Raw genomic sequence first — 22,560 nt, 5'->3', positions numbered from 1 at the left:
CTGCCCGCCCTGTGGCCGATCTCCCCATCGGCCGCCGGCATGCTTGTCTGCCCCTCACCCTAGCCCTCTCCCCGCAGGCGGGGAGAGGGGACGCTTTTGCCGCTCGCACTCCCGATGGCGAGAGGAACGAGCGGCTGCGGCACTCCCCTTCTCCCCGTTCACGGGGAGAAGGTCGCGGCAGCGGGCTGAGGGGCGGTCGTCGCCCGACATTGCCCGCCGGCACACCCTCCGAAGACGGAAGGCTAATCTCAGCGCTTCTGGCCGACGAACCGGCCGGCACCTTCTGGAGTCGGCAGGCCGGCATGGGCCTCGGTGATCGCCTTCAGTTTGTCCAGGATCCTCGCCGGGGTAGCGACGGATTTGCCGGCCTTGCTGTCGACATGCAGCATCATCTGCTCGGCGGTCGCGACTGCCTCGTTGGTCTCGGCATTGTAGATGGTCGAGAAGATGTGCAGCCGCTTCTCGTCCGAGGACAGGAGCTGGCAGGTCGAGTAGAGCGCGTCGCCGAGCTTGGCCTCGCCGAGGTTGCGGATATGGGTCTCGACCGTGTAGTAGCTGTGGCCGTCGCGGACATAGTCGAGGTCGACGCCGATCAAGCGCAGCAGGCCGTCCGAGGTGTCGCCGAACACCTGGAGATAGCGGTGCTCGGTCATGTGGCCGTTATAATCGACCCAGGCGGCACTGACCTTGGTGTCGAGGATGCGCAACGGCTTGACGTCACCGAGATCGGCTTCAGGCTTCCGGGCGTTGGCCCAAAGCTTTGCCTCGAAATCGGCGAGCAGCTTGCCCGCACCCCAACCTTCGCCGCCATTGCCCGATTTCAGCGCGTGCATGATGCCGACGAGGTTTTCGTCGCGGATGCGTTCGAGCTCGCGGATCGAGCGGCCGGCGGCCTGTGCGTCCGACTGCGCACCGATCTTTTCCACCAGCGCATCATCGAGGTCGACGACGTCGGTGAATTTGGTCCAGGGCCATTTGAGGCAAGGGCCGAACTGGGCGAGGAAGTGGCGCATGCCGGCTTCGCCGCCGGCGATGCGATAGGTTTCGAACAGGCCCATCTGCGCCCAGCGCATGCCGAAGGAGTAACGCATGACGTTGTCGAGCGTTTCGGTATCGCAGATGTCGTCCTGGATCAGCCACAGCGCCTCGCGCCAGAGCGCTTCCAGCAGGCGGTCGCCGACGAAGGCCTCGATCTCCTTGGCGATGACGACGCCCTTCATGCCGATCTGCTCGACACCCTGCATGGCGCGCTCGATCGTCGCCTTCGAGGTCTTCTTGCCGCCGACGAGTTCGACCAGCGGCAGGAGGTAGACGGGGTTATAGGGATGCGCCACGAACATGCGCTCGGGATGCTTCATCTCGGCCTGCAGGTCGGAGGGCAGCAGGCCCGATGTCGACGAGCCGATCAGCGCGTCGGGCCTTGCAGCCGCGTCGATCTGGGTGATGACGCCGCGCTTCAGCTCCAGCCGTTCCGGCACGCTTTCCTGAATCCAATCAGCGTCCTTGACCGTTTCCTCGATGCTTTTGCAGAAGGTGAGTTTTCCCTTCGGCGGCAGCGGCGCCATGGTCAGCATAGCATAGGCGCGCTCGGCATTGGCCATGACTTCGCCGATGATGCGCTCGGCTTCCGGATGCGGGTCGAAAATTTTCACGTCGATGCCGGCAAGCGCGAAGCGGGCCACCCAGGCGCCGCCGATGACGCCGCCACCGACGCAGGCTGCTTTCTCAATAAGGCTCATGATATCCCCGCTCAGCGCTTCGTCAGCTTCAGTTTCTTGCGGACCTCGTCCGGCCCGATGATCTTGGCGCCCATGCCCTCGATGACGCCGACCGCCTTTTCGACGAGCTGGCCGTTGGTGGCGAGCTGGCCCTTGCCGATATAGAGGTTGTCTTCGAGGCCGACGCGCACGTTGCCGCCGGCAAGGATCGCCGCTGCCGGATAGGCAAGCGCGTTGCGGCCGATGGAGAAGGCCGAGAAGGTCCAGTTGGCCGGCACGTTGTTGACCATGGCCATGAAGGTGTTGAGATCGTCGGGCGCCCCCCACGGAATGCCCATGCAGAGCTGGATCAGCACCGGATCCTCGATCAGCCCTTCCTCGGCGAGCTGCTTGGCGAACCAGAGGTGGCCGGTGTCGAAGGCCTCGATCTCGGGGCGCACGCCGAGCGCCGTCATCTGGCGGGCCATTTCGCGCAGCATCGACGGCGTGTTGGTCATGACATAGTCGCCGAGCGAGAAGTTCATGGTGCCGCAGTCGAGCGTGCAGATCTCCGGCAGACAGTCTGCCACATGGGCGACGCGCTCGGTGGCGCCGGCCATGTCGGTGCCTTTCTCGTTGACCGGGAAGGGGCTTTCGACGTTGCCGAAAACCAGGTCCCCGCCCATGCCGGCCGTCAGATTGAGCACGACATCGACATCGGCGGAGCGAATGCGATCGGTCACTTCGCGGTAGAGGTCGAGCCTGCGGGCAGGCGCGCCGGTCTCCGGATCGCGGACGTGACAGTGGGCCACGGCAGCACCCGCCTTGGCGGCCTCGATCGCCGCGTCGGCAATCTGCTTCGGCGTGATCGGAACGTGGCTGGACTTTGAAACGGTGTCGCCGGCGCCGGTGACGGCACAGGTGATGAATACCTCGCGGTTCATGCTGAGCGGCATTGCTGTCTCCCTTTTATTGCGGCCATTACGAGCCAAGAACGACGGCGCTGCTTTTCATAATCAGTACTAGATTGTACATTATCGGCAACGAGATGGAGAAGTTTGCAAATGGATCAGAGCGTTTCGCAGGTGCAGCATGCCGATATCCTGGTGTTGCCGGAGACCAATCTGATCCTCGTTGCCTCGGTGATCGAACCGATGCGCGCCGCCAACCGCATTGCCGGACGGCCGCTCTACAGCTGGACGCTCTACAGCCCGGACGGCGAGCCGATCGAAACCAAGAGCGGCATTCCCATTCCGGTTTCGGGTGCGTTCCGGCCGCAGCGCGAAACGGCGCCGCTTTTCATCCTGTCGAGCTACAACTGGCAGAGGAGTGCGACCTCGCAGCTGAAGATGATGCTGTCGCAGACAGCGCGGCATCGCGAGATGATGGCGGGCATCGAATCCGGCTCCTGGCTGCTTGCCGAAACGAGCCTGCTCGACAATTCAAAGGCCACCACCCACTGGGAGGATTTCGAGGATTTCACCACGACCTATCCGCAGGTCACGATGGTGCGCGAACGGTTCGTCATCGACGGCAAGCGCATCACCACCGGTGGCTCCCTGCCGACGCTCGACCTGATGCTGGAGCTGATCCGCCGGGCGCACGGCTATTCGCTGGCGCTCGAAGTGTCGCGGCTGTTCATCTACGAGCAGGAGCGCACCCGCGGCGACCTCCTGCAGATGCCGGCGATCGGCAACATGCGCATCCTCGACCCGCGTGTCGGCGCCGCGGTCAAGCTGATGGAGGAAACGGTCGAGGCGCCGTTGACGCTTCAGCGCCTGGCCCGCCGCATCGGCGTCAGCGTCCGGCATCTGCAGGACCTGTTTCGCGACACGATGGGGGTGGGGCCGCACGAACATTACCTGGCGCTGCGCCTCAATGCGGCGCGGCGCAAGGTGATCGAGACGCGCATGGAGTTCGCCGACATCGCCGCGATCTCGGGTTTCAACTCGTCGTCGTCGTTCTCGCGCAGCTACCGCGCGCACTACCGCGAAAGCCCGAGCGAGACACGGCGGCGGCTGAAGCTCGGCCATGGTGCCGAGGATCGCAACCGCCAGCTCGATGGCGTGGCCGGCAAGGACAAGGCGTCAGGACATCCCTAATTTGCTCGCAGGGAAACGCGGGTTTGGAAGCGCCGATCCAACAACCTCATGGGTTGATTCAGCGGCGCGATTTTGCCGAGTCGTTTCAGTTGTTTAGCGGTGGATCGTAATGAAGTGATTCCGGCGATCCCGATCATGGTTACGTCGGCAACGCCGTCGTCGCCTGCGGACCCGCTTTCATCATGCCGATCATCAGGTCGCCGACCTCGCTGGAAAAGGCGCCGCGCGGCCAGACGAGGGTCAGCGACTGGCGGTAGAGCGGCCCCAGCCGGATCATGGCGGGCGGCCGCTGGACGCGTGACAGCGAGGTTTCCGGCAGCACCGAGAGGTAGCCGTGATGGCTGACCAGGTTGATGATGACGGGAATGGAATCGACCTCGACCAGCGTCACGCGGCGACGTTCCGCCTCGCCGAGCGTGTCTTCGAGGAAGCGGGTCACCTCCCGGCGCAGGCCGCTGCGTGCGCTCGGCACGGCGATCGGGCAGGTGGCGAGTAGCCGCGGGAGATCGCCGGCCATTTCGGAAAGGGCCGGCGCCGGGCCGGCTAGCACCAGCGGCGTTTCGGACACGAGCCGGCCGTCGAAGTCGTTGGGAATGCCGGCAACATCGAGCAGGGCGGCGTCGAAGCGTCGGCTCTTGAGGCCGGCCAGAAGCTCGTCGGCGGTGGTGCTGGAAATGAACAGCGATTGCCGCGGGCGGGAGCGATGCCAGGCGGCCGTCAGCGCCGCCAGCATGCGGGCGATCTCGCTCTCCGGCCCAAGCGGCATGACGGCGCCGAGGCGCCAGGTGGTGACGTCGCGACGGAACCGGTCGGCCGAGGCGCGCGTCAGCCGCGTCCAGATGTCGAGCAGGCGCTCGACATGCGGGATGATGTCGAGGGCGGCCGGCGTGCAGACGATGCCGCCATGGGAGCGCTCAAGCAATCGGCACTGGAGATGACGTTCGAGGTCGGCGATCTGCCGCGTCAGTTGCGGCTGGCCGAGGCCCAACGTGCGGGCAGCTGCCCGAATGCTGCCTGCCCGGGCGATCCGCACGAAACGATCGAGTGTGACGAGGCCAACGGGTGGGATCGCGCTCGGCGGCTCCGCGTTGGCAGTGGCGAGCAGCGCCCGGATGGTTGCGCTGGCCGCGGTCACATCGGCCTGTCGCGCACGAGCCTCCAAGGTCAAAGCCATAAGGCTGCCGTCGCGGCGGAAGAGGGGAATGGAAATGGCCTGCTCGAAGCGGCGAACGGCGGCGCTGACGCTCGACGGCGCGCGACCGCTCAGGGTGGCGGCGCGCCTGATGCCGCCTTCGCGCATGACGGCTTCGACGAGCAGGATCGTGGCGATATCCATTGCGTAAATTCTCCACCGGTATCGCCGCTGCAGTTGTGTTCCGGCTTTGGCATCGGCCGTTCCGGATTTGGGATATATCACGACAGCGAGCAAAACGCATAGCATGCGGGCAGGCGATCCCTCGTCCACGGCGGCGGGATCGCATCAAGTCTTTTCATCCACGCATCGTTTCGGCGTCGAGGCGGGTCGCGTGGTAAGGTTCATATGGCATGCTGCAACAGGTCAAAACCATTGTTCTCTGCGGGAAACCGCTCGACTTCGCGACCCTCGAGGAAATCGGCTCGGGCGCGGCGCGGCCGGTCGCGGACGATGGCGGCATGGAGCGGGTGGCGGCGGCCCACAAGGTGATTGCCGATCGCATCGCGCTCGGCCTGCCGGTCTACGGTTCCAACACCGGTGTCGGCTCGATGAAGGACCGGCTCTGGACGGCGGACGATCTGGCCGAGTTCAACACTTCTCTGGTGCGCGCCCATTATTTCGGCACCGGCGAATTTTTCACTGTCCCGATCGTGCGCAAGGCGATCGCCATCCGCTGCAACACCGCGATGCGTGGTCACACCGGCTGCAGTCCCGAGCTGATCACCGCCTTCCTGGCGCTCATCGAGCACGACATCATTCCGGCGGTGCGCCGCCATGGCTCGATGGGCTGCGCCGATATCGGCCTGATGGGGCAGATCGCGGCTGTCTTGACCGGGGTCGGTGAAGCCTATCATCGCGGCCGGCTGGTGCCGGCCGAAACGGCGCTCGCCGATGCCGGACTGAAGCCGCTGGTGATGCGGCCGCGCGATGCGCTTGCCGCCCTCAGCGTCAACGCCATCGCCTATTCGGCGGCAGCCGATGTGCTGCGCGAGGCGGCAGCAGCAATCCGCGTGCTCTTGGTTACCGGGGTGACGTCGTCGTTGGCGCTCGGCGCCTCCGCCGATCCGTGGCGGGTGGCGGCGACGCTGTCGACGCGCGGCGAAGCGCTTGTCGGCTCCTGGCTCTACGGCCAGTCCGGCGTTGCCGACTGGCCCTTACCGACGGCGATCCACGATCCCTTGAGCCTGCGCATGACCGCCCAGGTGTTCGGCGCCGTCGTCGATACGTTGCTGGTTGCCGCCGGCCGGCTGGTCGAGGCGACCTATCTCTCCGACGACAATCCGGTGGTGCTCGGCGGCCATGTGCATGCCTCGGGCGCTTCGCTGCCTTTGACGACGACGCTCTATGTCGAGACGGCGCAGATCGCCTTTTCGCATGTGGCGCGCAACGTGCTCAACCGCTGCATCCTGTTGTCGAACGGCGGCCGCCGCAATCTGCCGGTCAATCTGGTGGCGCCGGGCGAAGTCGCCACCGGTCTCGGCCCGCTGATGAAGCTTGCGGTCGAGCTCTACATGCGCGTGCAGTCGATGGCGGTGCCGCTTTCGGCCCAGTCGATCGTCGTTGCCGGCGGACTGGAGGAAGAGGCGACCTTCCTGCCTTTGATCGTCGAGCGCATGGAAACGCAGGTGCGGGACCTCCGGCAGCTGGCGGCGATCGAGGCGATCCTGTCGGCGCAGGCGATCGACCTCGTCGGCGACGCCCCGCAGGGGATCGTCAAGCTCGCGCATGATCGCACGCGATCGATCAGCCCGATCTACCTGAAGGACCGGCCGCTTTCGAAGGAGATCGAAGCGTTGCAGGACGCCTTCACCTGCCATGACCTGCTGCGCGCCTTCGTCTCCATGGCACCGATGCCGGAATTCGACGACTTCTTTGCACTGGGCAAGTGATTCAACGAGGAGAACACGATGTCCGATTTCGATCTTGTCCTGAAAGGCACCGTTGTTCTCCCGCACAGGCTCGTCGAGGGCGGGCATGTGGCCGTGCGCGACGGCAAGGTCGTGCATGTCGGGCAGGGGGCGGCACCTGCCGCCCGTGAACGCCACGATCTTGGAAACGCTATGATCCTGCCCGGTGCCATCGATGCGCAGGTGCATTCGCTGTCGCAGAAGAACCAGGAGGATTTCGTCTGGTCGACCCGTTCGGCCGCCGCCGGCGGCGTGACTGTTATCGTCGACATGCCCTATGACGAGGGCAATCTCGTCTGCTCGGCCGAGGCAGTCGCACGCAAGGTCGAGCATGCGAGCCCGCAGGCGCGCGTCGATTTCGCCCTCTATGGCACGGTTGACCCCGAGGAGGGGCCAGCCCGCATTGTCGAAATGGTCGAAGCCGGTGTCGCCGCCTTCAAGTTCTCGACCTTCGGCACCGACCCGAAACGCTTTCCGCGCATTCCCGCAGCGCTGCTCGAGGATTGCTTTCGCGCGATTGCGCCGACGGGGCTTACCGCCGGGGTGCATAACGAGGATGACGAGGCGGTGCGCGGCGCGATCGAAAGGGTCAGGGCCGCAGGCATTACCGACTATCGTGCCCACGGCCTTTCTCGGCCGCCGCTGACCGAGCTTTTGGCGACCAACCAGATCTACGAGACGGGTGCTTCGACCGGGTGCCCGGCGCATGTCGTGCATTGCTCGCTCGGACGCGGCTATGAGATCGCCGCCGCTTACCGGGCCCAGGGCCACGCGGCGACGATCGAATGCTGCATCCATTACCTGACGCTTGACGAGGAGAACGACGTCCGTCGGCTCGGCGGCAAGGCGAAGATCAATCCGCCGATCCGTCCGCGCGCCGAGGTGGAAAAGCTCTGGCGGCATGTGGCCGACGGCACGGTGACGATGGTTTCCACCGACCATGTCAGCTGGTCGGAGGATCGCAAGACCAACCCTGACATGCTCGCCAATGCCTCCGGCGTGCCGGGCCTCGAGGTGATGGTGCCGCTGTTCGTCAAGGGCGCTCTTGAGCGCGGCATTCCGTTGACGCGGGCGGCCGAGCTGATGACGTTGAACCCGGCACGGCATTTCCGCCTCGACCATCGAAAGGGTGCGCTTGAGGCCGGAAAGGACGCCGATATCATCGTCATGACGCCCGAGCCCTACACCTATGACGCGGCCGAAAGCGGTAACAATGTCGTGGGATGGTCGCCCTATAACGGGATCAGACTGCCCTGGCGGGTGTCGGCGACCTATCTGCGCGGAGCGCTTGCCTTTGACGGGCACACTGTCGTCGCGAAGCCCGGCACCGGTGCCTTCGTTCGCCCGCTCCAGACCTTGGCCGTCCAGGAGGCCCGATGAGCACGAGCGTCAAGACCAATCTGCCCGTGGACGCAAGCCGGATCGCCGGCATCGTCAACGGCCTCGCCGGCATCACCGAGCCGGACCGGCCCTATACGCGCCGGGCTTTTACGCCGCTGTTCCTGGAAGGTCGGGCGTTCCTCGACCGCCGCTTCCGTGCGGCGGGACTCGAAACCCGGATCGATGCCGCCGGCAATCTCATCGGTCGGCGCAAGGGGCGCAAGTCGGCGCTTGGCACGCTGATGCTCGGCTCGCATTCCGACACGGTGCCGGAGGGCGGCCGCTTCGACGGCATTGCCGGCGTCGCCGCCGCGCTTGAAGTGGCGCGCGCGCTTTCGGACGCCGGCATCGAACTCGATCACGATCTGGAGATCGTCGACTTCCTCGCCGAGGAAGTGTCGATCTTCGGCGTTTCCTGCGTCGGCAGCCGCGGCATGGCGGGCATCCTGCCGGATGGCTGGCTGAACCGCGTGCAGGGCGAATTGAGCCTGCGGCAGGGCATCGTCGAAGTCGGCGGCGATCCGTCGCGGCTGTCGGCGCTCAAGCGCTCCGACATCAAGGCGTTTCTGGAACTGCATATCGAGCAGGGGCCGGTGCTGGAGACCGGGCGCCTGGATATCGGTGTCGTCACAGCGATCTCCGGCATCACCCGCATCGAGATCATCGTCGAAGGTCAGGCGGACCATGCCGGCACCACGCCGATGGGCCATCGGCGCGATGCGCTGGTCGCGGCCTCGCGGCTGGTGCTGGCGATCGAGACGCTGGCGACGGAATTTTCCAAGGGCGAGGGGCATTTCACCGCGACGGTCGGCGAATTCTCGATCGAACCGAACGCGGCCAATGTCGTGCCGTCGCGGGCGCGGCTGCTGATCGATGCCCGTGCCGAGCTGCGGCCGCAGATGGAGCGGTTCATCGCCGAGCTGGGTGCGCTTGCCGAGCGGGTTGCCGGCGAAGCCGGCGTAACCATCGCGCCCGCCAATGTTCTCTCCGACAACCATCCGACGCCGGGCGACGCGCTCTTGCTTTCGACGCTCGAAGAAAGCTGCGTGGAGATCGGCGCGAAACATCGGCGCATGGCCTCCGGCGCCGGGCACGATACCGCCTGGATGGGGCGCATCACCCGCTCGGCGATGATCTTCATTCCGTGCCTCGGCGGACGCTCGCATGCGCCGGAAGAATGGGCGGAAAACGATGATATCGCGCTTGGCGCCGCCGTTCTCTTCGATGCGGTGAAGAGGCTCGATAAACGATTGCAGGAGAAGGTTTGAGATGGGCCGGATATTGACGGAAAAGGATGTCGAGGCTGCGGTCAAGGGCGGTTCCGTCTATGCAGCCGGCGGCGGCGGCTGGGCCGATCACGGCCGCATGCTCGGCTATGCCGCGGTCTCGATCGGCAAGCCGGAGCTGGTGTCGGTCGACGAACTCGACGCCAACGACTGGGTGGCGACGGCGGCGGCCATCGGCGCACCGGCCTCGACCACACCCTGGGAGATGCGCGGCGTCGATTACGTCAAGGCGGTGCAATTGCTGCAGGAGGCGCTCGGCGAGAAGCTCTCGGGCCTGATCATCGGCCAGAACGGCAAGTCCTCGACGCTCAACGGCTGGCTGCCATCGGCAATCCTCGGCACCAAGGTGGTCGATGCCGTCGGCGACATCCGGGCGCATCCGACCGGCGACATGGGCTCGATCGGCCTTGCCGGCTCGCCCGAGCGGATGATCCAGACGGCCGTCGGGGGCAACCGCGAGGAGAACCGCTATATCGAGCTGGTGGTGCGCGGCGCGACCGCCAAGGTCTCGCCGATCCTGCGCACGGCCTCCGACATGTCCGGCGGCTTCATCGCCTCCTGCCGCAATCCGGTGCGCGCCTCCTACGTTAGGGACAATGCGGCACTCGGCGGCATCTCGCTGGCGCTCAAGCTGGGCGAGGCGATCATTGCCGCCGAAGCCAAGGGTGGCAGCGCCATCATCGACGCGATCGTCAAGACGACCAATGGCGCGCTGCTCGCCGAAGGCGTGATCACCGACAAGTCGGTCGTCTACACCAAGGAAGCTTTCGACATCGGCACGGTGACGCTGGGGAAGGGCGCTGACTCAACGATATTGCGCGTGATGAACGAATACATGGCGGTTGACTCTGCGGAAGGTGAGAGGCTCGCCACCTTCCCCGACGTCATCACCACGCTTTCGCCGGAGGGGGAACCCTTGAGCGTCGGCCAACTGCAGGTCGGCATGAAGATCTTCGTGCTGCATGTGCCGAAGACGGTGATCCCGCTTGCCTCCAGCGTGCTCGACCCGAGCGTCTACCCCTCGGTGGAAAAGGCGATGGGTATTGAGCTTGCCCGCTACGCGCTCGCTGAGCGGCAATGATGGGAGAAAGGTCATGGCACGCGATGCAGGACTGGAAGAGCTGATCCGGGAAGAGCTCGGCAACCGATCCGGACTGTCGGAAAAGGCCATGTTCGGCGGCTGGGCGTTTCTGCTCAACGGCAATCTGATCTGTGGTGCCCGCGAGGGCTCGCTGCTGGTGCGGCTCGGCAAGGGCAATGACGGCTGGGCGCTGGCACTGCCCGATATCGAGCTGATGGTGATGAACGGGCGGGCGATGCACGGGTGGGTGCGCGCGGGGGCAGACGCCTATGGCGACGACGGCTTGCGCAAGCGGCTCATCGATGCGGCGCTCGCCTTCATCGAGACGTTGCCGCCGAAGTGAATGAGAGAACGGGCGAGCGATGTCTTGCCCCTCAGCCTAACCCTCTCCCCGCGGGCGGGGAGAGGGGACGAGACCGCCTTTGCATGTAGCGGTGCGGCAGTCGGTGCACCATTCTCTCTCCGAGGATGGAAGAAAGCAGAGCGGTGGAGATCGCATGCGGCGCTCGCCACAAGCACTAAGCCATCCCCTCTCCCCGCTTGCGGGGAGAGGGTTAGGGTGAGGGGCAGCCACCTCTCGCTGGGACAACGAAGAGGAACAAGACGATGCCCAAGGCCAATCCCCGTCATCCTGACTTCCCGATCCCCGGCGGGCCGGAGCTGCGTGCCAAGGGCTGGCGGCAGGAAGCCTTGCTGCGGCTGTTGGAAAACGTACTTTCCGTCGGCGAGGACCCGGACAATCTCGTCGTCTATGCGGCACTCGGCAAGGCGGCGCGCAACTGGCCGGCCCACCGCGCCATCGTCAAGGCGCTGATCGAGATGGACGAGGACCAGACGCTGATCATCCAGTCGGGCAAGCCGGTCGGGCTCTTGAAGACCCATGCCAAAGCGCCGCTGGTGATCATGGCCAATTGCAACATCGTCGGCCAATGGGCCAAGGCCGAGGTCTTCTACGAGCTGCAGCGCAAGGGGCTGATCTGCTGGGGCGGGCTCACGGCCGGCGCCTGGCAATATATCGGCAGCCAAGGGGTGATCCAGGGCACCTACGAAATCTTTATGCGCATCGCCGAGCGGCGCTTCGGCGGTGATCTCTCCGGCCGCTTCGTGCTGACGGCCGGGCTCGGCGGCATGGGGGGGGCGCAGCCGCTTGCCGGACGGATGGCCGGGGCTGTTATCCTCTGCGTCGACATCGACCCGGAGCGGGCGAAGAAGCGCCAGCAAGTCGGCTATCTCCAGGAGATTGCGCCGGATCTGGATACGGCGCTTGCGATGATCGATGCGGCGGTGAAGGACAAGCGCGCGCTCTCCGTCGGCCTCGTCGGCAATGCGGCGGAAATCTACCCGGAAATCGCCCGGCGCGGCATCGTGCCCGACGTGGTGACCGACCAGACCTCGGCCCACGATCTCGTCTACGGCTATGTGCCGAAGGGCATGACGGTCGATCAGGTGAAATCGCTGCGCGACGACGGCCAGGGGCAGTTGATGGCCGCAAGCCGCGCCTCGATCGTCGAGCATGTGACGGCGATGCTCGACTTCCAGAGACAAGGCGCGGAAGTCTTCGACAACGGCAACCTCATCCGCACCCAGGCGCGCGAGGGCGGCGTTGCCAACGCCTTCGACATCCCGATCTTCACCGAGGCCTATCTGCGACCGCTGTTTGCCCGCGCCATCGGGCCGTTCCGCTGGATGGCGCTGTCCGGCGAGGAGAGCGACATCGCCCGCATCGACGACCTGTTGCTCGAAATGTTCCCGGACAACAAAATCGTCACCAACTGGATCAGGCTTGCGCGCGAGCACATTCCATTCGAGGGCCTGCCGGCGCGCATCGCCTGGCTCGGCCATGGCGAACGCACGGCGCTGGCGCGGCGCGTCAACGTGCTGGTCGCATCCGGTGAACTGAAGGGCCCGGTCGCCTTTTCGCGCGACCACCTCGACGCCGGAGCCATGGCGCATCCCAACATCATGACCGAGCGGATGAAGGACGGATCGGACGCGATCGCCGACTGGCCGCTGCTCGACGCCATGCTGCTCTGCTCGTCGATGGCCGACCTCGTCGTCGTACATTCCGGCGGCGGCGGCTATGCCGGCTACATGACCAGCTGCGGCGTGACGGTCGTTGCCGACGGCACGCAAGCTGCCGATGAGCGGCTCGACCATGCGCTCACCAACGACACCGCGCTTGGCGTCATCCGCTATGCGGACGCCGGCTATGACGAGAGTTTCGAGGAGATTGCCGCCAAAGGCATCGGGCATATTGCATAAATGCGCAACTTAGGGCTCGTATACTATTCGAGCGAGGGGCAATTCGATTCTATGAGGAAATATTTTCTTTCTGGTTTGAAGCTAATGCTTCTTGTTGAGAAAAAATATGGCAGATTATCTTTGGTAGTTTGGCCCCTGTTGTCTATGGCATCATACGTAGTATGTATGAAATTCGCGCATTTATTATACGATGAATACGGATTTGCATTGTTTGGTGCGAAGATCGTGATGATTCTTATATTCTCTCCAGCAATCATGGTTTTTTATACGTCTTTTATGCTTCTTTCTGACGAGTTGTTTTCTTTTATGACAGGCAGAACCTTCTACGGGAAAGAACCGGGATCTCTGCGAAAAAGACTGCAACGGATGGCGGGGATTTGATCAGCGTAGGCTGCTCGGCAAATATGTCACCGCGCAATTCCCGTACTGCGGGCTAAGGCGGAGGGCGCTGTGAGGTGGCCTGTGACGCCGGTTGGCCCGATGGTCCCAGGTCCTTCGCGGCAAAGGCCTGGGCCTGCCGCGGCGTCGTTCCATTAGCCAGACGGCTCGGAACTACGAATAGCGCCCCTACACCACCGTCTCGCCGCCATCCACGACCAGGATCTGGCCGGTCATGTAGGAGGAGCGGTCGGACACCAGGAACAGGATCGACTCGGCGATTTCGTCGACGCTAGCCCAGCGGCCGAGCGGCACCTTTTCGCGGATATAGGCCTCGATCGCGCCGCGGCCGCCCATCTGGGCGATGAAGGGCTCGTTGAAGGGCGTATCGACCCAGCCGGGGCAAAGCGCGTTGACGCGGATGCCATACTGGGCGTAGTCGCCGGCCATCTGCTTGGTCATGGCAATGACCGCATGTTTTGTCGTCGTATAGGCGATCATCTCGCGGTCGTAGAGCACGCCGGAGGATGACGAGGTATTGACGATGACGCCGCGGCGGGCGGCCTTCATCGACGGCATGACCAGGCGGGCGGCCATGAAATGGGCACGCACGTTGAGGTTCCACGAACGGTCGAAGCCGGAGACTTCGACCTCTTCGAGATCGCCTGCAACTTGTGCGCCGGCGTGGTTGTGCAGGATATCGATGCGGCCGTGGCGGTAGAGGATATCGGCGATGCCGTCTGCGAGTGCTGCGTCGTCGGTGACGTCGAAGGTGACGGCTTCGGCCTTGCCGCCCATGGCGCGAATGGTGTCGGCGGTCAGGCTGCCCGCCTCGGGGCTGCGGTCGACGACGACGACATGGGCGCCCTCGCGCGCCATGATGGCGGCGCCCGCCTGACCGATCCCGGAGCCCGCTCCGGTCACGATCGCGACCCGGTCTTTCAGGATCATCTGTTCACTCCCCGGATTTTGTTTTCTTTTCCCGCATCAGGATGCGGGCAGTCAGGATCAGAAGCAGCGAGGCGACGAGCACCAGCGTCGCGATCGCGTTGATCTCCGGCGTCACGCCGCGGCGGATCGAGGCGAAGACGTAGATCGGCAACGTCGTCTTCGAGCCGGCGACGAAGAAGGCGATGATGAAATCGTCGAAGGAGAAGGTGAAGGCCAGCAGGAAGCCCGCAAGGATCGACGGCAGGATCTGCGGCAGCACGATCAGCCGGAAGGTGGTGAGCGGCGTCGCATAGAGGTCGCTCGATGCCTCGACGATATCACGCCCGAGGCTGGCGATGCGCGCCTTGACGATCATGGTGACGAGCGCCATCGAGAACAGGCCGTGGGCGGCGATGATCGAGCCATAGCCGAGCCCGAGCTGTGGCGGCTGGTCGCCCGGCCAGATCGCCGTCAGCGCCGGATTGACGAAGGAGAAGACGGCAACAAGGGCGACGAGCGTGGCGATGCCGATGACGACGCCGGGCACGACGATGGCCGCGGCAAACAGCGCGTCGAAGATCGCCCGGTTGCGCGGGGCAAGCCGCTCCATGCCGAGCGCGGCCATGGTGCCGAAGATCGCGGCGAGGGTGGCGCTGGTAAACGCGATCATCAGGCTGTTCTGCAGGGCCGAGACCAGGAAGGTATTGCTCAGCGCCTTGCCGTACCAGGCGGTCGAAAAGCCGGTGAACTCGCTGGCGCTGCGTCCGGCGTTGAACGAGAACAAGACGACCAGCGCGATCGGTGCGTAGAGGAAGAGATAGACCGAGGAGATGAAGGCGCGCATCAGACGAGATCCACTTGTCTTGTGCCGGCGACCTTGAAGGCGATGCGCATCGCTACCATCAGGATCACCACGACGACGGCCACCAGCGTCACGGCGATCGCCGAGCCGAAGGGCCAGTTTCTCGATTGCAGGAAGAGATCGACCAGCGCGTTGCCGATGAAGAACACCTTGCCGCCGCCAAGAAGCTGCGGGATCAGATATTCGCCGAGCAGCAGGATGGTGACGAGCGCGACGCCGGTCATGACGCCCGGGAGCGACAGCGGCAGTGTGACACCGAAGAAGGTCGAGACCGGCCTGGCGCCGAGATCGGCGGAAGCTTCGAGCAGACGCCGATCGAGCTTTTCGAGGCTGACATAGATCGGCATGATCATCAGCGGCAGGTAGCCATAGACGATGCCGAGCAGCACGGCGCCCGGCGTGTTCAGCATCCGCACATCCTCGATGCCGATCATCGAGAGGAGGTTGGGGATGCCGCGCGAGCCGAGGATATACATCCAGGCATAGGTGCGAACGAGCAGGCTCGTCCAGAAGGGCACCACGACCAGCGACACGAGGATCAGGCGGTAGCGTGGGTCCGCCTTGACGGCGAGGTAATAGGCGACGGGGTAGGCGACCAGCAGGCAGAGCAGCGCGCCGACCGGCGCCAGCACCAGCGTGTTCCAGAAGGCAGCCGCGCGCGTCGGGAGCCTCGCGAACTGGGCGAAGGTGAAGGCCGCCTGATAGCCGCCTTCCGGCGCGCGCTCGCCGAAGGCGAAGACCAGCATGGCGATGAACGGCAGGACGAGAAAGATCATCAGCCATGCCGCCGCCGGCGCCACCAGCGCTGCCGTCACCAGGTTTCTCTTCGTGTTCGTTGCCGCGGGCATGAGATTTGGTCCGTCAGAGTTTATCAAAATTGCGGCCCCTCATCCGGCCTGCCGGCCACCTTCTCCCCGCTTTGCGGGGCGAAGGGACTCGCGGCGCATGCTCTGTTTCCCCTCAACCGGCTGGCGGGGAGAGGAGTGGGGAGCTTGCCGCTTGTCCCTTCTCCCCGTCAGAACGGGGAGAAGGTCGCGGCAGCGGGATGAGGGGCAATCACGTAACAGTTTCGATCAGGCCGACTTGAACCGTGCCATCAGTTCGGCGCGGCCCGGGTCGGTCAAGGTTACCGCGGCGCCGAATTCGAGCGGCGTCAGCGAAGCATCGTCGGGATAGACGATCTTGTTGCCCGTGACGTCGGCCGGCAGCAGCTTCAGGACGCGGCTGTCGGTGGTCGGCGCGCCGTTGGCGATATGCTCCTTGACGGCGTTTTCCGGGGCCATCAGGTAGTTGAGCAGCGCGTAGCCGGCCGCCTTGTTGGCCGCGCTCTTCGGGATCGCGTAGAAGTCCGACCAGATTTCGCCGCCGTCCTTGCCGAGCACGAACTGGATTTCCGGCATGTCGCGGTTGAGCTGCGCGCCGTCATTGGTCCAGCACATGGTCATCCAGGCGTCCGTCGCGCGCATCGACGGCTGGTAGTCGCTGTTGATGGCGTAGAGATGCGGCTTCACCTTGATCAGCAGTTCCTCCGCCTTGGCGAGCTCGTCCGGCTTGGTCGAATTGAAGGAGTAGCCGAGCGAGACCAGTGCGTTGCCGATGGTGGTCAGCTGGTAGTCGTGGACCATGGCGCGGCCGTCGGCCTCGGTCATGGCGACCTCGAAGAAGTCCTTCCAGCTGGTGACCGGGGTCTTGATCTTGTTCGAGTTGAGCGCGATGCCGGTGGTGCCCCAGTTCTTCGGCACGGCATAGGTCTTGCCGTCGACGACGCCCTCGTTGGTGAAGCGCGCGGTCTCGGTCGAGGCGTCGTAGTTCGGCAGCTTGGAGAGATCGAGTTCGTCGATGAGGCCGAGCTTCACATAGGTGGAGATCGTGTAATTGGTCGGCACAAACAGGTCCCAGCCGGTGCCGCCGGCCTGGAGTTTGGCGAGCATTTCCTCGTTCGAGCCGAAGACGTTGACCTCGACGGCAACGCCGGTTGCGGCCTGGAACGCCTCGAAGGTGGCGGGATCATGGTAGTTCGGCCAGGTGGCAATCGACATCTGCGTGCCGAGATCACCGGCAAAGGCCGTCGAATTGAACAGGCCAGGCTGGCGCGCCAGCACCGCCGTCGCAAGTCCGAGGCCGGTGACGCCGAGGAAGTGGCGGCGGGTGACCGAGCCGCGCTTCAGGCGCATCAGCTCGTCGGCCAGTTGCTCGGCGGTGATCGGGGCATTTTCTCTGTACCATTTGGTCATGACGCTGTTCCCTTTATCGTTGACGTTCATGCAAGGCAGCAGGGGCCGGCCGGATCAGGCCGGAAACACATTTCAGGCCGGAAAGACATGGAGCGCATTGGGATCGAAGGCGAGGCCGACCTTGTCGCCGGGCTCGACGAGATCGCTGTCGCCGAGCGCCCGTCGGTCGGCGGTGACGAGAAAGTCGCCAAGGCCGTCGACATCGACGGAATATTCGACTGACGAGCCGAGGAAAATGCGGTGCGTGACGGTGCCGGAGAGAGCGGTGGTGCCGGCCGTGCCGTTGCGTTTCAGGCTGATCGCCTCCGGGCGCAGCGCGACCATGGCCGCACCTGTGCTCGGTGTCGTGGCGGCAGGCGCTGCAAACCGCGCACCGTTGGCAAAAAGGATCGAGGCGCCGCCGCTGTCGACGGTTGCCGTGATCCGGTTGGTCTTGCCGACGAAATCGGCGACGAACAGGCTCGCCGGGCGATCGTAGATTTCCTGCGGCGGCCCGACCTGGACGATGCGACCGGCATTCATGACGCAGACGAAGTCGCTCATCGACAGTGCTTCTTCCTGGTCGTGGGTGACGAGCACGAAGGTGATGCCGAGTTCGCGTTGCAACGTCTGCAGTTCGATCTGCATGGCAGTGCGCAGCTTCTTGTCGAGGGCTGCCAACGGCTCGTCGAGCAGAAGCACCTTCGGCTTGTTGACGATGGCGCGGGCGAGCGCGACGCGCTGTTGCTGGCCACCGGACATTTCATGGATCCGGCGCTTGGCGAGGCCGCCGAGGCGGACCATTTCCAGCGCCTCCTGGGCGCGGCGCGAAATCTCGGCGCTGGCGATGCGCGGCCGCATCTGTCTCAGTCCGTAGGAGACGTTCTGCTCGACGTCGAGATGCGGAAACAGCGCATAGTGCTGGAACACCATGTTGACCGGGCGCCGATAGGCGGCAACGCCGTTCATCGCCTCGCCGTTGATGTAGACCGTGCCTTCGCTCGGCTGCTCGAAGCCGCCGATCATGCGCAGGCAGGTGGTCTTGCCGCAGCCGGAGGGCCCGAGCAGCGCCATGAAGGCGCCCCGGGGCACCGCGAAATTGATGTCCGAAACGGCGGTCACGCTGCCATAGCGTTTGACCACCGAACGGAACTCGATGTCGTTCGTCGAAGCGGATGTCACGTCTGTTCCCTGCGGTTGTTGTCGGATACCGTCAAGGCTCTGATGCCCTGACGTCCCACCGTCATTGACAGGCAGCCTAGTCAAAGCGCCCGGTGCCGGTATATACCCCGAGAGAGGTATTTCAACGCAAATTGGCTTGTGGGAGGAGTATACCCCGAAACAGGGCCGGATCGGCGGGAGAGCGGTTTGGGCATCGATCTCGAGGGACTATTTCAGGTCTTGGCGCCCATGGTCGACGGCGCGGCCATGGACGACGAGGCGGTCGGCACAGCCTATCGGCAATTGATGTCGACGCTGATGACCTTTGATTATGTTGTGGTTTTCGCCTATCGCGGCAAGGAACGGCCGATCGACCTCTACAGCACCTTCAACGCCAAGGACCACGTTCTGTTCGTCAGCCTCTACCAGGCCGGCCCCTATCTGCTCGATCCGTTCTACCACGCGGCCTGCGAGGGCAAGCCGGGCGTCTGGCGCATGCGCGAACGGGCGCCGGACCGGTTTTTCTCCAGCGAATACTACCGGACCTATTACGTGCAGACCGGCCTGGCGGAGGAGGTCGGCTTCTTCGTGCCGATCAGCGGCGAGATCACCGTCGTCCTGTCGCTGATGCGGCGGGAGGCGACGGGGTCCTTCAGTGCCGCCGAATTCGCCCTGTTGAAGAAGGTCGAGCCGCTGGTCTCGGCACTGGTACGCCACCATTGGGCGGATCTTGGGCGCAGGTTCGACGCGGCATTGGCGAAGACCGGGCGCAGTCGCAGGAAATCTGCGCATCCGCCGGCAGACGGCGTCTGGCAGCACCTCAATCTGACCGAGCGCGAAGCCTCGATCATCGAACTGGTGCTGCAGGGGCATTCGTCGGAATCGATCGGCCTGAAGCTTGGAATCTCTACCGGCACGGTCAAGGTTCACCGCCGCAACGTCTACCGCAAGCTCGGCATCTCCTCGCAGACGCAGCTTCTTTCGCTCTATCTGCGCAACCTCGGCCAGTAAGGTCACGGCGGCAAGCCGGCCTTTTCGGCGGGTCACCGTGCTGGCAATCTCCTGGGAATGCCGCTCGAGGTCGAAAGCATGCCCTTTTTCCTCATTCCGGCCCTGAGCCGGGATCCAGCGAGCTGACGTCTGTCAGGTTTCTCCTCGTCATTCGCAACGATCCACAAACCGTGATCGGTCTTCGCATGTTCTCCCTTGACATTTTTTTCACGACATGAAATTTCTTTCAATATCGAGATAAAAATATCATGCGATGCAAAATTTATCATGCATTGCAACATAACGGATCCGGGTGGAGACGATGGCGATCATCGGTGGTGCAAATCTTCGCGACGACGAAACCAGCATGGCGACGCGCGCCGCGTGGCTGCACTATGCCGGCGGCCTGACCCAGGCGGAGGTTGCCAAGCGGCTGGGTCTGACATCGCTCAAGGCTCACCGCCTGATCATGAAGGCCAACCAGGAAGGCCTGGTGAAGGTCTATATCGATGGCGAAGTCTCGGAATGCGTCGAGCTGGAGCAGAAGCTCTCGGCACGTTACGGCCTCGATTATTGCGAGGTTGTTCCCGATTTCGATGCCGACGACCTGCCGCTGAAGGCGCTCGGCATATCAGGCGCGCAGTTCCTGAAGCGCGAGATCGAGCGCGACGAAACCGCGCTCGTCGGCGTCGGACACGGCCGCACGCTCGCCGCCTGCGTCGAATATCTGCCGCGCACCACCAGCAACAAGACCCGTTTCGTCTCGTTGCTCGGCGGGCTTACCCGCAAGTTCTCGGCAAACCCGCATGACGTGATCCACCGGCTTGCCGAGCGCACCGGCGCGGAGGCCTATGTCATGCCCGTGCCGTTCTTCGCCAACACCGTCGAGGACCGCGACGTGCTCTTCAGCCAGCGTGGCGTGCGCGAAGTGTTCGATCTCGCCAAGACCGCCGACCTCCTGATGGTCGGCATCGGTACGGCAGAGCGCGAGGCGTCGCTGGTCTCGACGGGGATGATCGAGATGAGCGAGATCGAGGAAATCCAGAAGGGCGGGGGCAAGGGCGAATTGCTCGGCCACTTCTTCGATGAGGACGGCCGCCCGATCGAGACGACGCTGTCGAACCGCACTTTCACGCTCAGCCGCGACGACCTGAAGGATCGGCGCACCGTTGCGGTCGCCGGCGGCAAGATCAAGACGCCCGCCATCCGCGCCGTGCTTGCAAGCGGACTGTTGAGCGGTCTCATCACCGACGAGAAGACGGCCCGGGCGCTCGCCGCGGACGGCAAATGAGGAGTGTCTGGCGGAATCGAATGAGGCCCGGGGAGCAGGGCGGCGAGGAGGTTTCGCCATCAGCGCATCGGCCCAAAATCGGAATCGATTTTGGAAAGCTCGATGCGCCGGCTCAAGGAGTTAGAGCGTCCTTTGCGCGTCCGAATGGATGCACGGCGCTCTAAGGCCTCAAGGGGAGGAATACCGGTCGGGTAGCCGGTGATCGCATGACGCAATCATACCCGCAACGGAGGAGAAGACTTATGTACGAGAAGGAGAAAGACCTCATCGGCGCGTTTCTGCGCGGAGAGGTAGATCGTCGCGGCATGCTTAAGGGTCTCGGCGCGGCCGGGATTGCCGCCGGGACCGCCGGCACGCTCTTCAACATGATGTCGACCCAGGCGCTGGCCGCCGACTTCGACTGGAAGGCGCATTCCGGCAAGTCGCTGAAGCTCTTGTTGAACAAGCATCCCTATGCCGACGCGATGATTGCCAACCTTCAGGCCTTCAAGGATCTGACCGGTATCGAAGTCACCTATGACGTGTTTCCGGAAGACGTCTATTTCGACAAGGTGACAGCAGCGCTTTCCTCGGGCTCAACCGAATACGATGCCTTCATGACCGGCGCCTACATGACCTGGACCTATGGTCCGGCCGGCTGGATCGCCGATCTCAACGAATGGATCAAGGATCCGACCAAGACCAACCCGAACTACAACTGGGACGATTTCCTCGCCGGCGTGAAGAACTCCTGCGCCTGGAACGGCCAGCCGGGCGGGGCGCTCGGTTCGGAGGACGCCAAGCAATGGTGCATTCCGTGGGGCTATGAACAGAACAATCTCTCGTTCAACCAGGAAATGCTCGACAAAGTGGGCGTCAGTGTCCCGAAAAACCTCGACGAACTCGCGACCACCGCGGCGAAGCTAACCAAGGATGTCGGCGGCGGTGTCTACGGCGTCGGGGTGCGTGGTTCGCGCTCCTGGGCGACGATCCATCCGGGCTTCCTTTCGGGTTATGCCAATTTTGGCCAGAAGGACCTGAATGTTTCGGCTGATGGCAAGCTTTCCGCGGCGATGAATACGGCCGAATCCAAGGCCTTCCACACCAAATGGGTGCAGATGATCCAGGAAAGCGGTCCGAAGGACTGGTCGACCTATACTTGGTACCAGGTCGGCACCGACCTCGGTGCCGGCGCTTCCGCCATGATCTACGACGCCGACATTCTCGGCTATTTCATGAACGGTGGCGACAACAAGATGGCCGGCAAGCTGGCATACGCGCCGTTCACCGCCAATCCTGCGGCGTCTGCGCCGACGCCGAACATCTGGATCTGGTCGCTTGCCATGTCCAATTTCGCCAAGGACAAGGACGCGACCTGGTACTTCCTGCAGTGGGCCACGGGTCTCGAACATGCGATCTTCGGCGCAACGAAGATGGACTTCGTCAACCCTGTCCGCGCCTCGGTCTGGAAGGACGAAATATTCCGCGAGCGACTGAACAAGAGCTATCCGGGCTATGTGGAGATGCACGACGTTTCCGCCCCGGGCGCGAAGATCCATTTCACCGCCCAGCCGCTGTTCTTCGACGTCACCACCGAGTGGGCGGCGACACTGCAGAAGATGGTCGCCAAGCAGGTGCCGGTCGATGAAGGTCTCGACCAGCTCGTCGAAAGCATCGATCGCCAGCTGAAGGAAGCTGGTCTCGGCTGATACGCCTCCCAAGCGATGCCCGGCGCAACTAGAGCGCCGTGCGTTCAAATGGACGCACAAAGGACGCTCTAGCGCCGGGCATCCCGCGAGATCGGCTCAAAGCCGCCAATACCAACCTGAGATGCCGATGGACTGGC

Annotated in this window: 17 protein-coding genes and 1 pseudogene; 10 read left to right on the top strand and 8 right to left on the bottom strand. The window is 64.0% G+C overall.

From position 1 onward, the window contains the following. Window positions 1-248: 248 nt before the first annotated feature. Both BC363_RS01590 and BC363_RS01585 read right to left on the bottom strand, forming a co-directional pair. Window positions 249-1,739 carry a carnitine 3-dehydrogenase gene (locus tag BC363_RS01590; RefSeq protein WP_065786670.1) on the bottom strand — a complete coding sequence of 497 codons (1,491 nt, stop codon included), beginning with the start codon at window positions 1,737-1,739 and terminating at the stop codon, window positions 249-251. Window positions 1,740-1,750: 11 nt separating this feature from the next. Further along, window positions 1,751-2,653, bottom strand: coding sequence for a 3-keto-5-aminohexanoate cleavage protein (locus BC363_RS01585; RefSeq protein ID WP_065786672.1), 903 nt, complete (start codon window positions 2,651-2,653; stop codon window positions 1,751-1,753). 108 nt (window positions 2,654-2,761) lie between these two features. On the opposite strand from BC363_RS01585, the pseudogene BC363_RS01580 reads away from it, so the two are divergent. Beyond that, window positions 2,762-3,730 (top strand): annotated as a pseudogene (locus tag BC363_RS01580) (GlxA family transcriptional regulator); the annotation flags it as partial. A 208-nt stretch (window positions 3,731-3,938) separates the two neighbouring features. On the opposite strand, the gene BC363_RS01575 reads toward BC363_RS01580, so the two are convergent. After that, window positions 3,939-5,135, bottom strand: coding sequence for a LysR family transcriptional regulator (locus BC363_RS01575; RefSeq protein ID WP_065786674.1), 1,197 nt, complete (start codon window positions 5,133-5,135; stop codon window positions 3,939-3,941). A 209-nt stretch (window positions 5,136-5,344) separates the two neighbouring features. Between BC363_RS01575 and BC363_RS01570 the strand changes: the two genes are divergently transcribed. The 6 genes from BC363_RS01570 to BC363_RS01545 all read left to right on the top strand — a co-directional run bounded on the left by BC363_RS01570 (window position 5,345) and on the right by BC363_RS01545 (window position 12,910). After that, the gene (locus tag BC363_RS01570; protein ID WP_065786676.1) at window positions 5,345-6,883 is read left to right on the top strand and encodes an aromatic amino acid lyase; all 1,539 of its coding nucleotides are present in this window, start codon (window positions 5,345-5,347) and stop codon (window positions 6,881-6,883) included. An 18-nt stretch (window positions 6,884-6,901) separates the two neighbouring features. Then, window positions 6,902-8,281, top strand: a complete 1,380-nt coding sequence (locus BC363_RS01565) for an amidohydrolase family protein (RefSeq protein ID WP_065786677.1) — start codon at window positions 6,902-6,904, stop codon at window positions 8,279-8,281. Beyond that, window positions 8,278-9,549, top strand: coding sequence for a Zn-dependent hydrolase (locus BC363_RS01560; protein WP_065786679.1), 1,272 nt, complete (start codon window positions 8,278-8,280; stop codon window positions 9,547-9,549). Before BC363_RS01565 ends, BC363_RS01560 begins: the two co-directional genes overlap by 4 nt. Window position 9,550: 1 nt before the next feature. Then, window positions 9,551-10,648: a DUF917 domain-containing protein gene (locus BC363_RS01555; RefSeq protein WP_065786681.1), complete on the top strand. Its 1,098-nt coding sequence runs from the start codon at window positions 9,551-9,553 to the stop codon at window positions 10,646-10,648. A gap of 13 nt (window positions 10,649-10,661) precedes the next feature. Then, a complete protein-coding gene (locus BC363_RS01550) occupies window positions 10,662-10,991 on the top strand; it encodes a TfoX/Sxy family protein (protein ID WP_065786683.1) in 330 nt (109 codons plus the stop codon). A gap of 263 nt (window positions 10,992-11,254) precedes the next feature. After that, window positions 11,255-12,910, top strand: a complete 1,656-nt coding sequence (locus tag BC363_RS01545; RefSeq protein WP_065786685.1) for a urocanate hydratase — start codon at window positions 11,255-11,257, stop codon at window positions 12,908-12,910. A 567-nt stretch (window positions 12,911-13,477) separates the two neighbouring features. Here BC363_RS01545 and BC363_RS01535 read toward each other — a convergent pair. From BC363_RS01535 to BC363_RS01515, 5 genes are all read right to left on the bottom strand, one after another. Further along, window positions 13,478-14,239, bottom strand: a complete 762-nt coding sequence (locus BC363_RS01535) for an SDR family oxidoreductase (protein ID WP_065786689.1) — start codon at window positions 14,237-14,239, stop codon at window positions 13,478-13,480. Window positions 14,240-14,243: 4 nt separating this feature from the next. Further along, window positions 14,244-15,062, bottom strand: a complete 819-nt coding sequence (locus tag BC363_RS01530) for an ABC transporter permease (RefSeq protein ID WP_065786690.1) — start codon at window positions 15,060-15,062, stop codon at window positions 14,244-14,246. After that, window positions 15,062-15,928, bottom strand: a complete 867-nt coding sequence (locus tag BC363_RS01525) for an ABC transporter permease (protein ID WP_065786691.1) — start codon at window positions 15,926-15,928, stop codon at window positions 15,062-15,064. The genes BC363_RS01530 and BC363_RS01525 overlap by 1 nt, the downstream gene beginning before the upstream one ends. Window positions 15,929-16,153: 225 nt before the next feature. Further along, on the bottom strand, window positions 16,154-17,314 hold the full coding sequence (locus BC363_RS01520; RefSeq protein ID WP_065786694.1) for a spermidine/putrescine ABC transporter substrate-binding protein: 1,161 nt from the start codon (window positions 17,312-17,314) through the stop codon (window positions 16,154-16,156). A 72-nt stretch (window positions 17,315-17,386) separates the two neighbouring features. Continuing rightward, complete coding sequence (locus BC363_RS01515) at window positions 17,387-18,475, bottom strand: ABC transporter ATP-binding protein (RefSeq protein ID WP_065786696.1); 1,089 nt, start codon at window positions 18,473-18,475, stop codon at window positions 17,387-17,389. Between the two features lie 186 nt (window positions 18,476-18,661). Here BC363_RS01515 and BC363_RS01510 point away from each other — a divergent pair, with 186 nt between their 5' ends. The 3 genes from BC363_RS01510 (at window position 18,662) to BC363_RS01500 (ending at window position 22,423) form a co-directional block, all read left to right on the top strand. Beyond that, the gene (locus tag BC363_RS01510) at window positions 18,662-19,465 is read left to right on the top strand and encodes a LuxR C-terminal-related transcriptional regulator (protein WP_083222391.1); all 804 of its coding nucleotides are present in this window, start codon (window positions 18,662-18,664) and stop codon (window positions 19,463-19,465) included. 301 nt (window positions 19,466-19,766) lie between these two features. Continuing rightward, window positions 19,767-20,735 (top strand): sugar-binding transcriptional regulator, encoded by a 969-nt coding sequence (locus BC363_RS01505; RefSeq protein WP_065786698.1) that lies wholly within the window; start codon window positions 19,767-19,769, stop codon window positions 20,733-20,735. A 242-nt stretch (window positions 20,736-20,977) separates the two neighbouring features. Further along, entirely contained in the window at window positions 20,978-22,423 is a 1,446-nt protein-coding gene (locus tag BC363_RS01500) for an extracellular solute-binding protein (RefSeq protein WP_065786700.1), read from the top strand. The last annotated feature ends 137 nt before the right edge of the window (window positions 22,424-22,560 follow it).

This window comes from Ensifer sp. LC384 (genome assembly GCF_001695865.1).
Classification (GTDB): Bacteria; Pseudomonadota; Alphaproteobacteria; order Rhizobiales; family Rhizobiaceae; genus Ensifer.
The sequence above is the reverse complement of the archived record's forward strand: the minus strand, read 5'-3'. Positions and strand labels throughout refer to the sequence as shown.

What these genes read in the sequence shown, in the direction of transcription:
- BC363_RS01555 (WP_065786681.1), top strand. Translation starts at nt 9,551, where the DNA reads ATGGGCCGGATATTGACGGAAAAGGATGTCGAGGCTGCGGTCAAGGGC.
- BC363_RS01545 (WP_065786685.1), top strand. Translation starts at nt 11,255, where the DNA reads ATGCCCAAGGCCAATCCCCGTCATCCTGACTTCCCGATCCCCGGCGGG.
- BC363_RS01570 (WP_065786676.1), top strand. Translation starts at nt 5,345, where the DNA reads ATGCTGCAACAGGTCAAAACCATTGTTCTCTGCGGGAAACCGCTCGAC.
- BC363_RS01565 (WP_065786677.1), top strand. Translation starts at nt 6,902, where the DNA reads ATGTCCGATTTCGATCTTGTCCTGAAAGGCACCGTTGTTCTCCCGCAC.
- BC363_RS01505 (WP_065786698.1), top strand. Translation starts at nt 19,767, where the DNA reads ATGGCGATCATCGGTGGTGCAAATCTTCGCGACGACGAAACCAGCATG.
- BC363_RS01590 (WP_065786670.1), bottom strand. Translation starts at nt 1,739, where the DNA reads ATGAGCCTTATTGAGAAAGCAGCCTGCGTCGGTGGCGGCGTCATCGGC.
- BC363_RS01550 (WP_065786683.1), top strand. Translation starts at nt 10,662, where the DNA reads ATGGCACGCGATGCAGGACTGGAAGAGCTGATCCGGGAAGAGCTCGGC.
- BC363_RS01535 (WP_065786689.1), bottom strand. Translation starts at nt 14,239, where the DNA reads ATGATCCTGAAAGACCGGGTCGCGATCGTGACCGGAGCGGGCTCCGGG.
- BC363_RS01525 (WP_065786691.1), bottom strand. Translation starts at nt 15,928, where the DNA reads ATGCCCGCGGCAACGAACACGAAGAGAAACCTGGTGACGGCAGCGCTG.
- BC363_RS01520 (WP_065786694.1), bottom strand. Translation starts at nt 17,314, where the DNA reads ATGACCAAATGGTACAGAGAAAATGCCCCGATCACCGCCGAGCAACTG.
- BC363_RS01560 (WP_065786679.1), top strand. Translation starts at nt 8,278, where the DNA reads ATGAGCACGAGCGTCAAGACCAATCTGCCCGTGGACGCAAGCCGGATC.
- BC363_RS01530 (WP_065786690.1), bottom strand. Translation starts at nt 15,062, where the DNA reads ATGCGCGCCTTCATCTCCTCGGTCTATCTCTTCCTCTACGCACCGATC.
- BC363_RS01585 (WP_065786672.1), bottom strand. Translation starts at nt 2,653, where the DNA reads ATGCCGCTCAGCATGAACCGCGAGGTATTCATCACCTGTGCCGTCACC.
- BC363_RS01575 (WP_065786674.1), bottom strand. Translation starts at nt 5,135, where the DNA reads ATGGATATCGCCACGATCCTGCTCGTCGAAGCCGTCATGCGCGAAGGC.
- BC363_RS01500 (WP_065786700.1), top strand. Translation starts at nt 20,978, where the DNA reads ATGTACGAGAAGGAGAAAGACCTCATCGGCGCGTTTCTGCGCGGAGAG.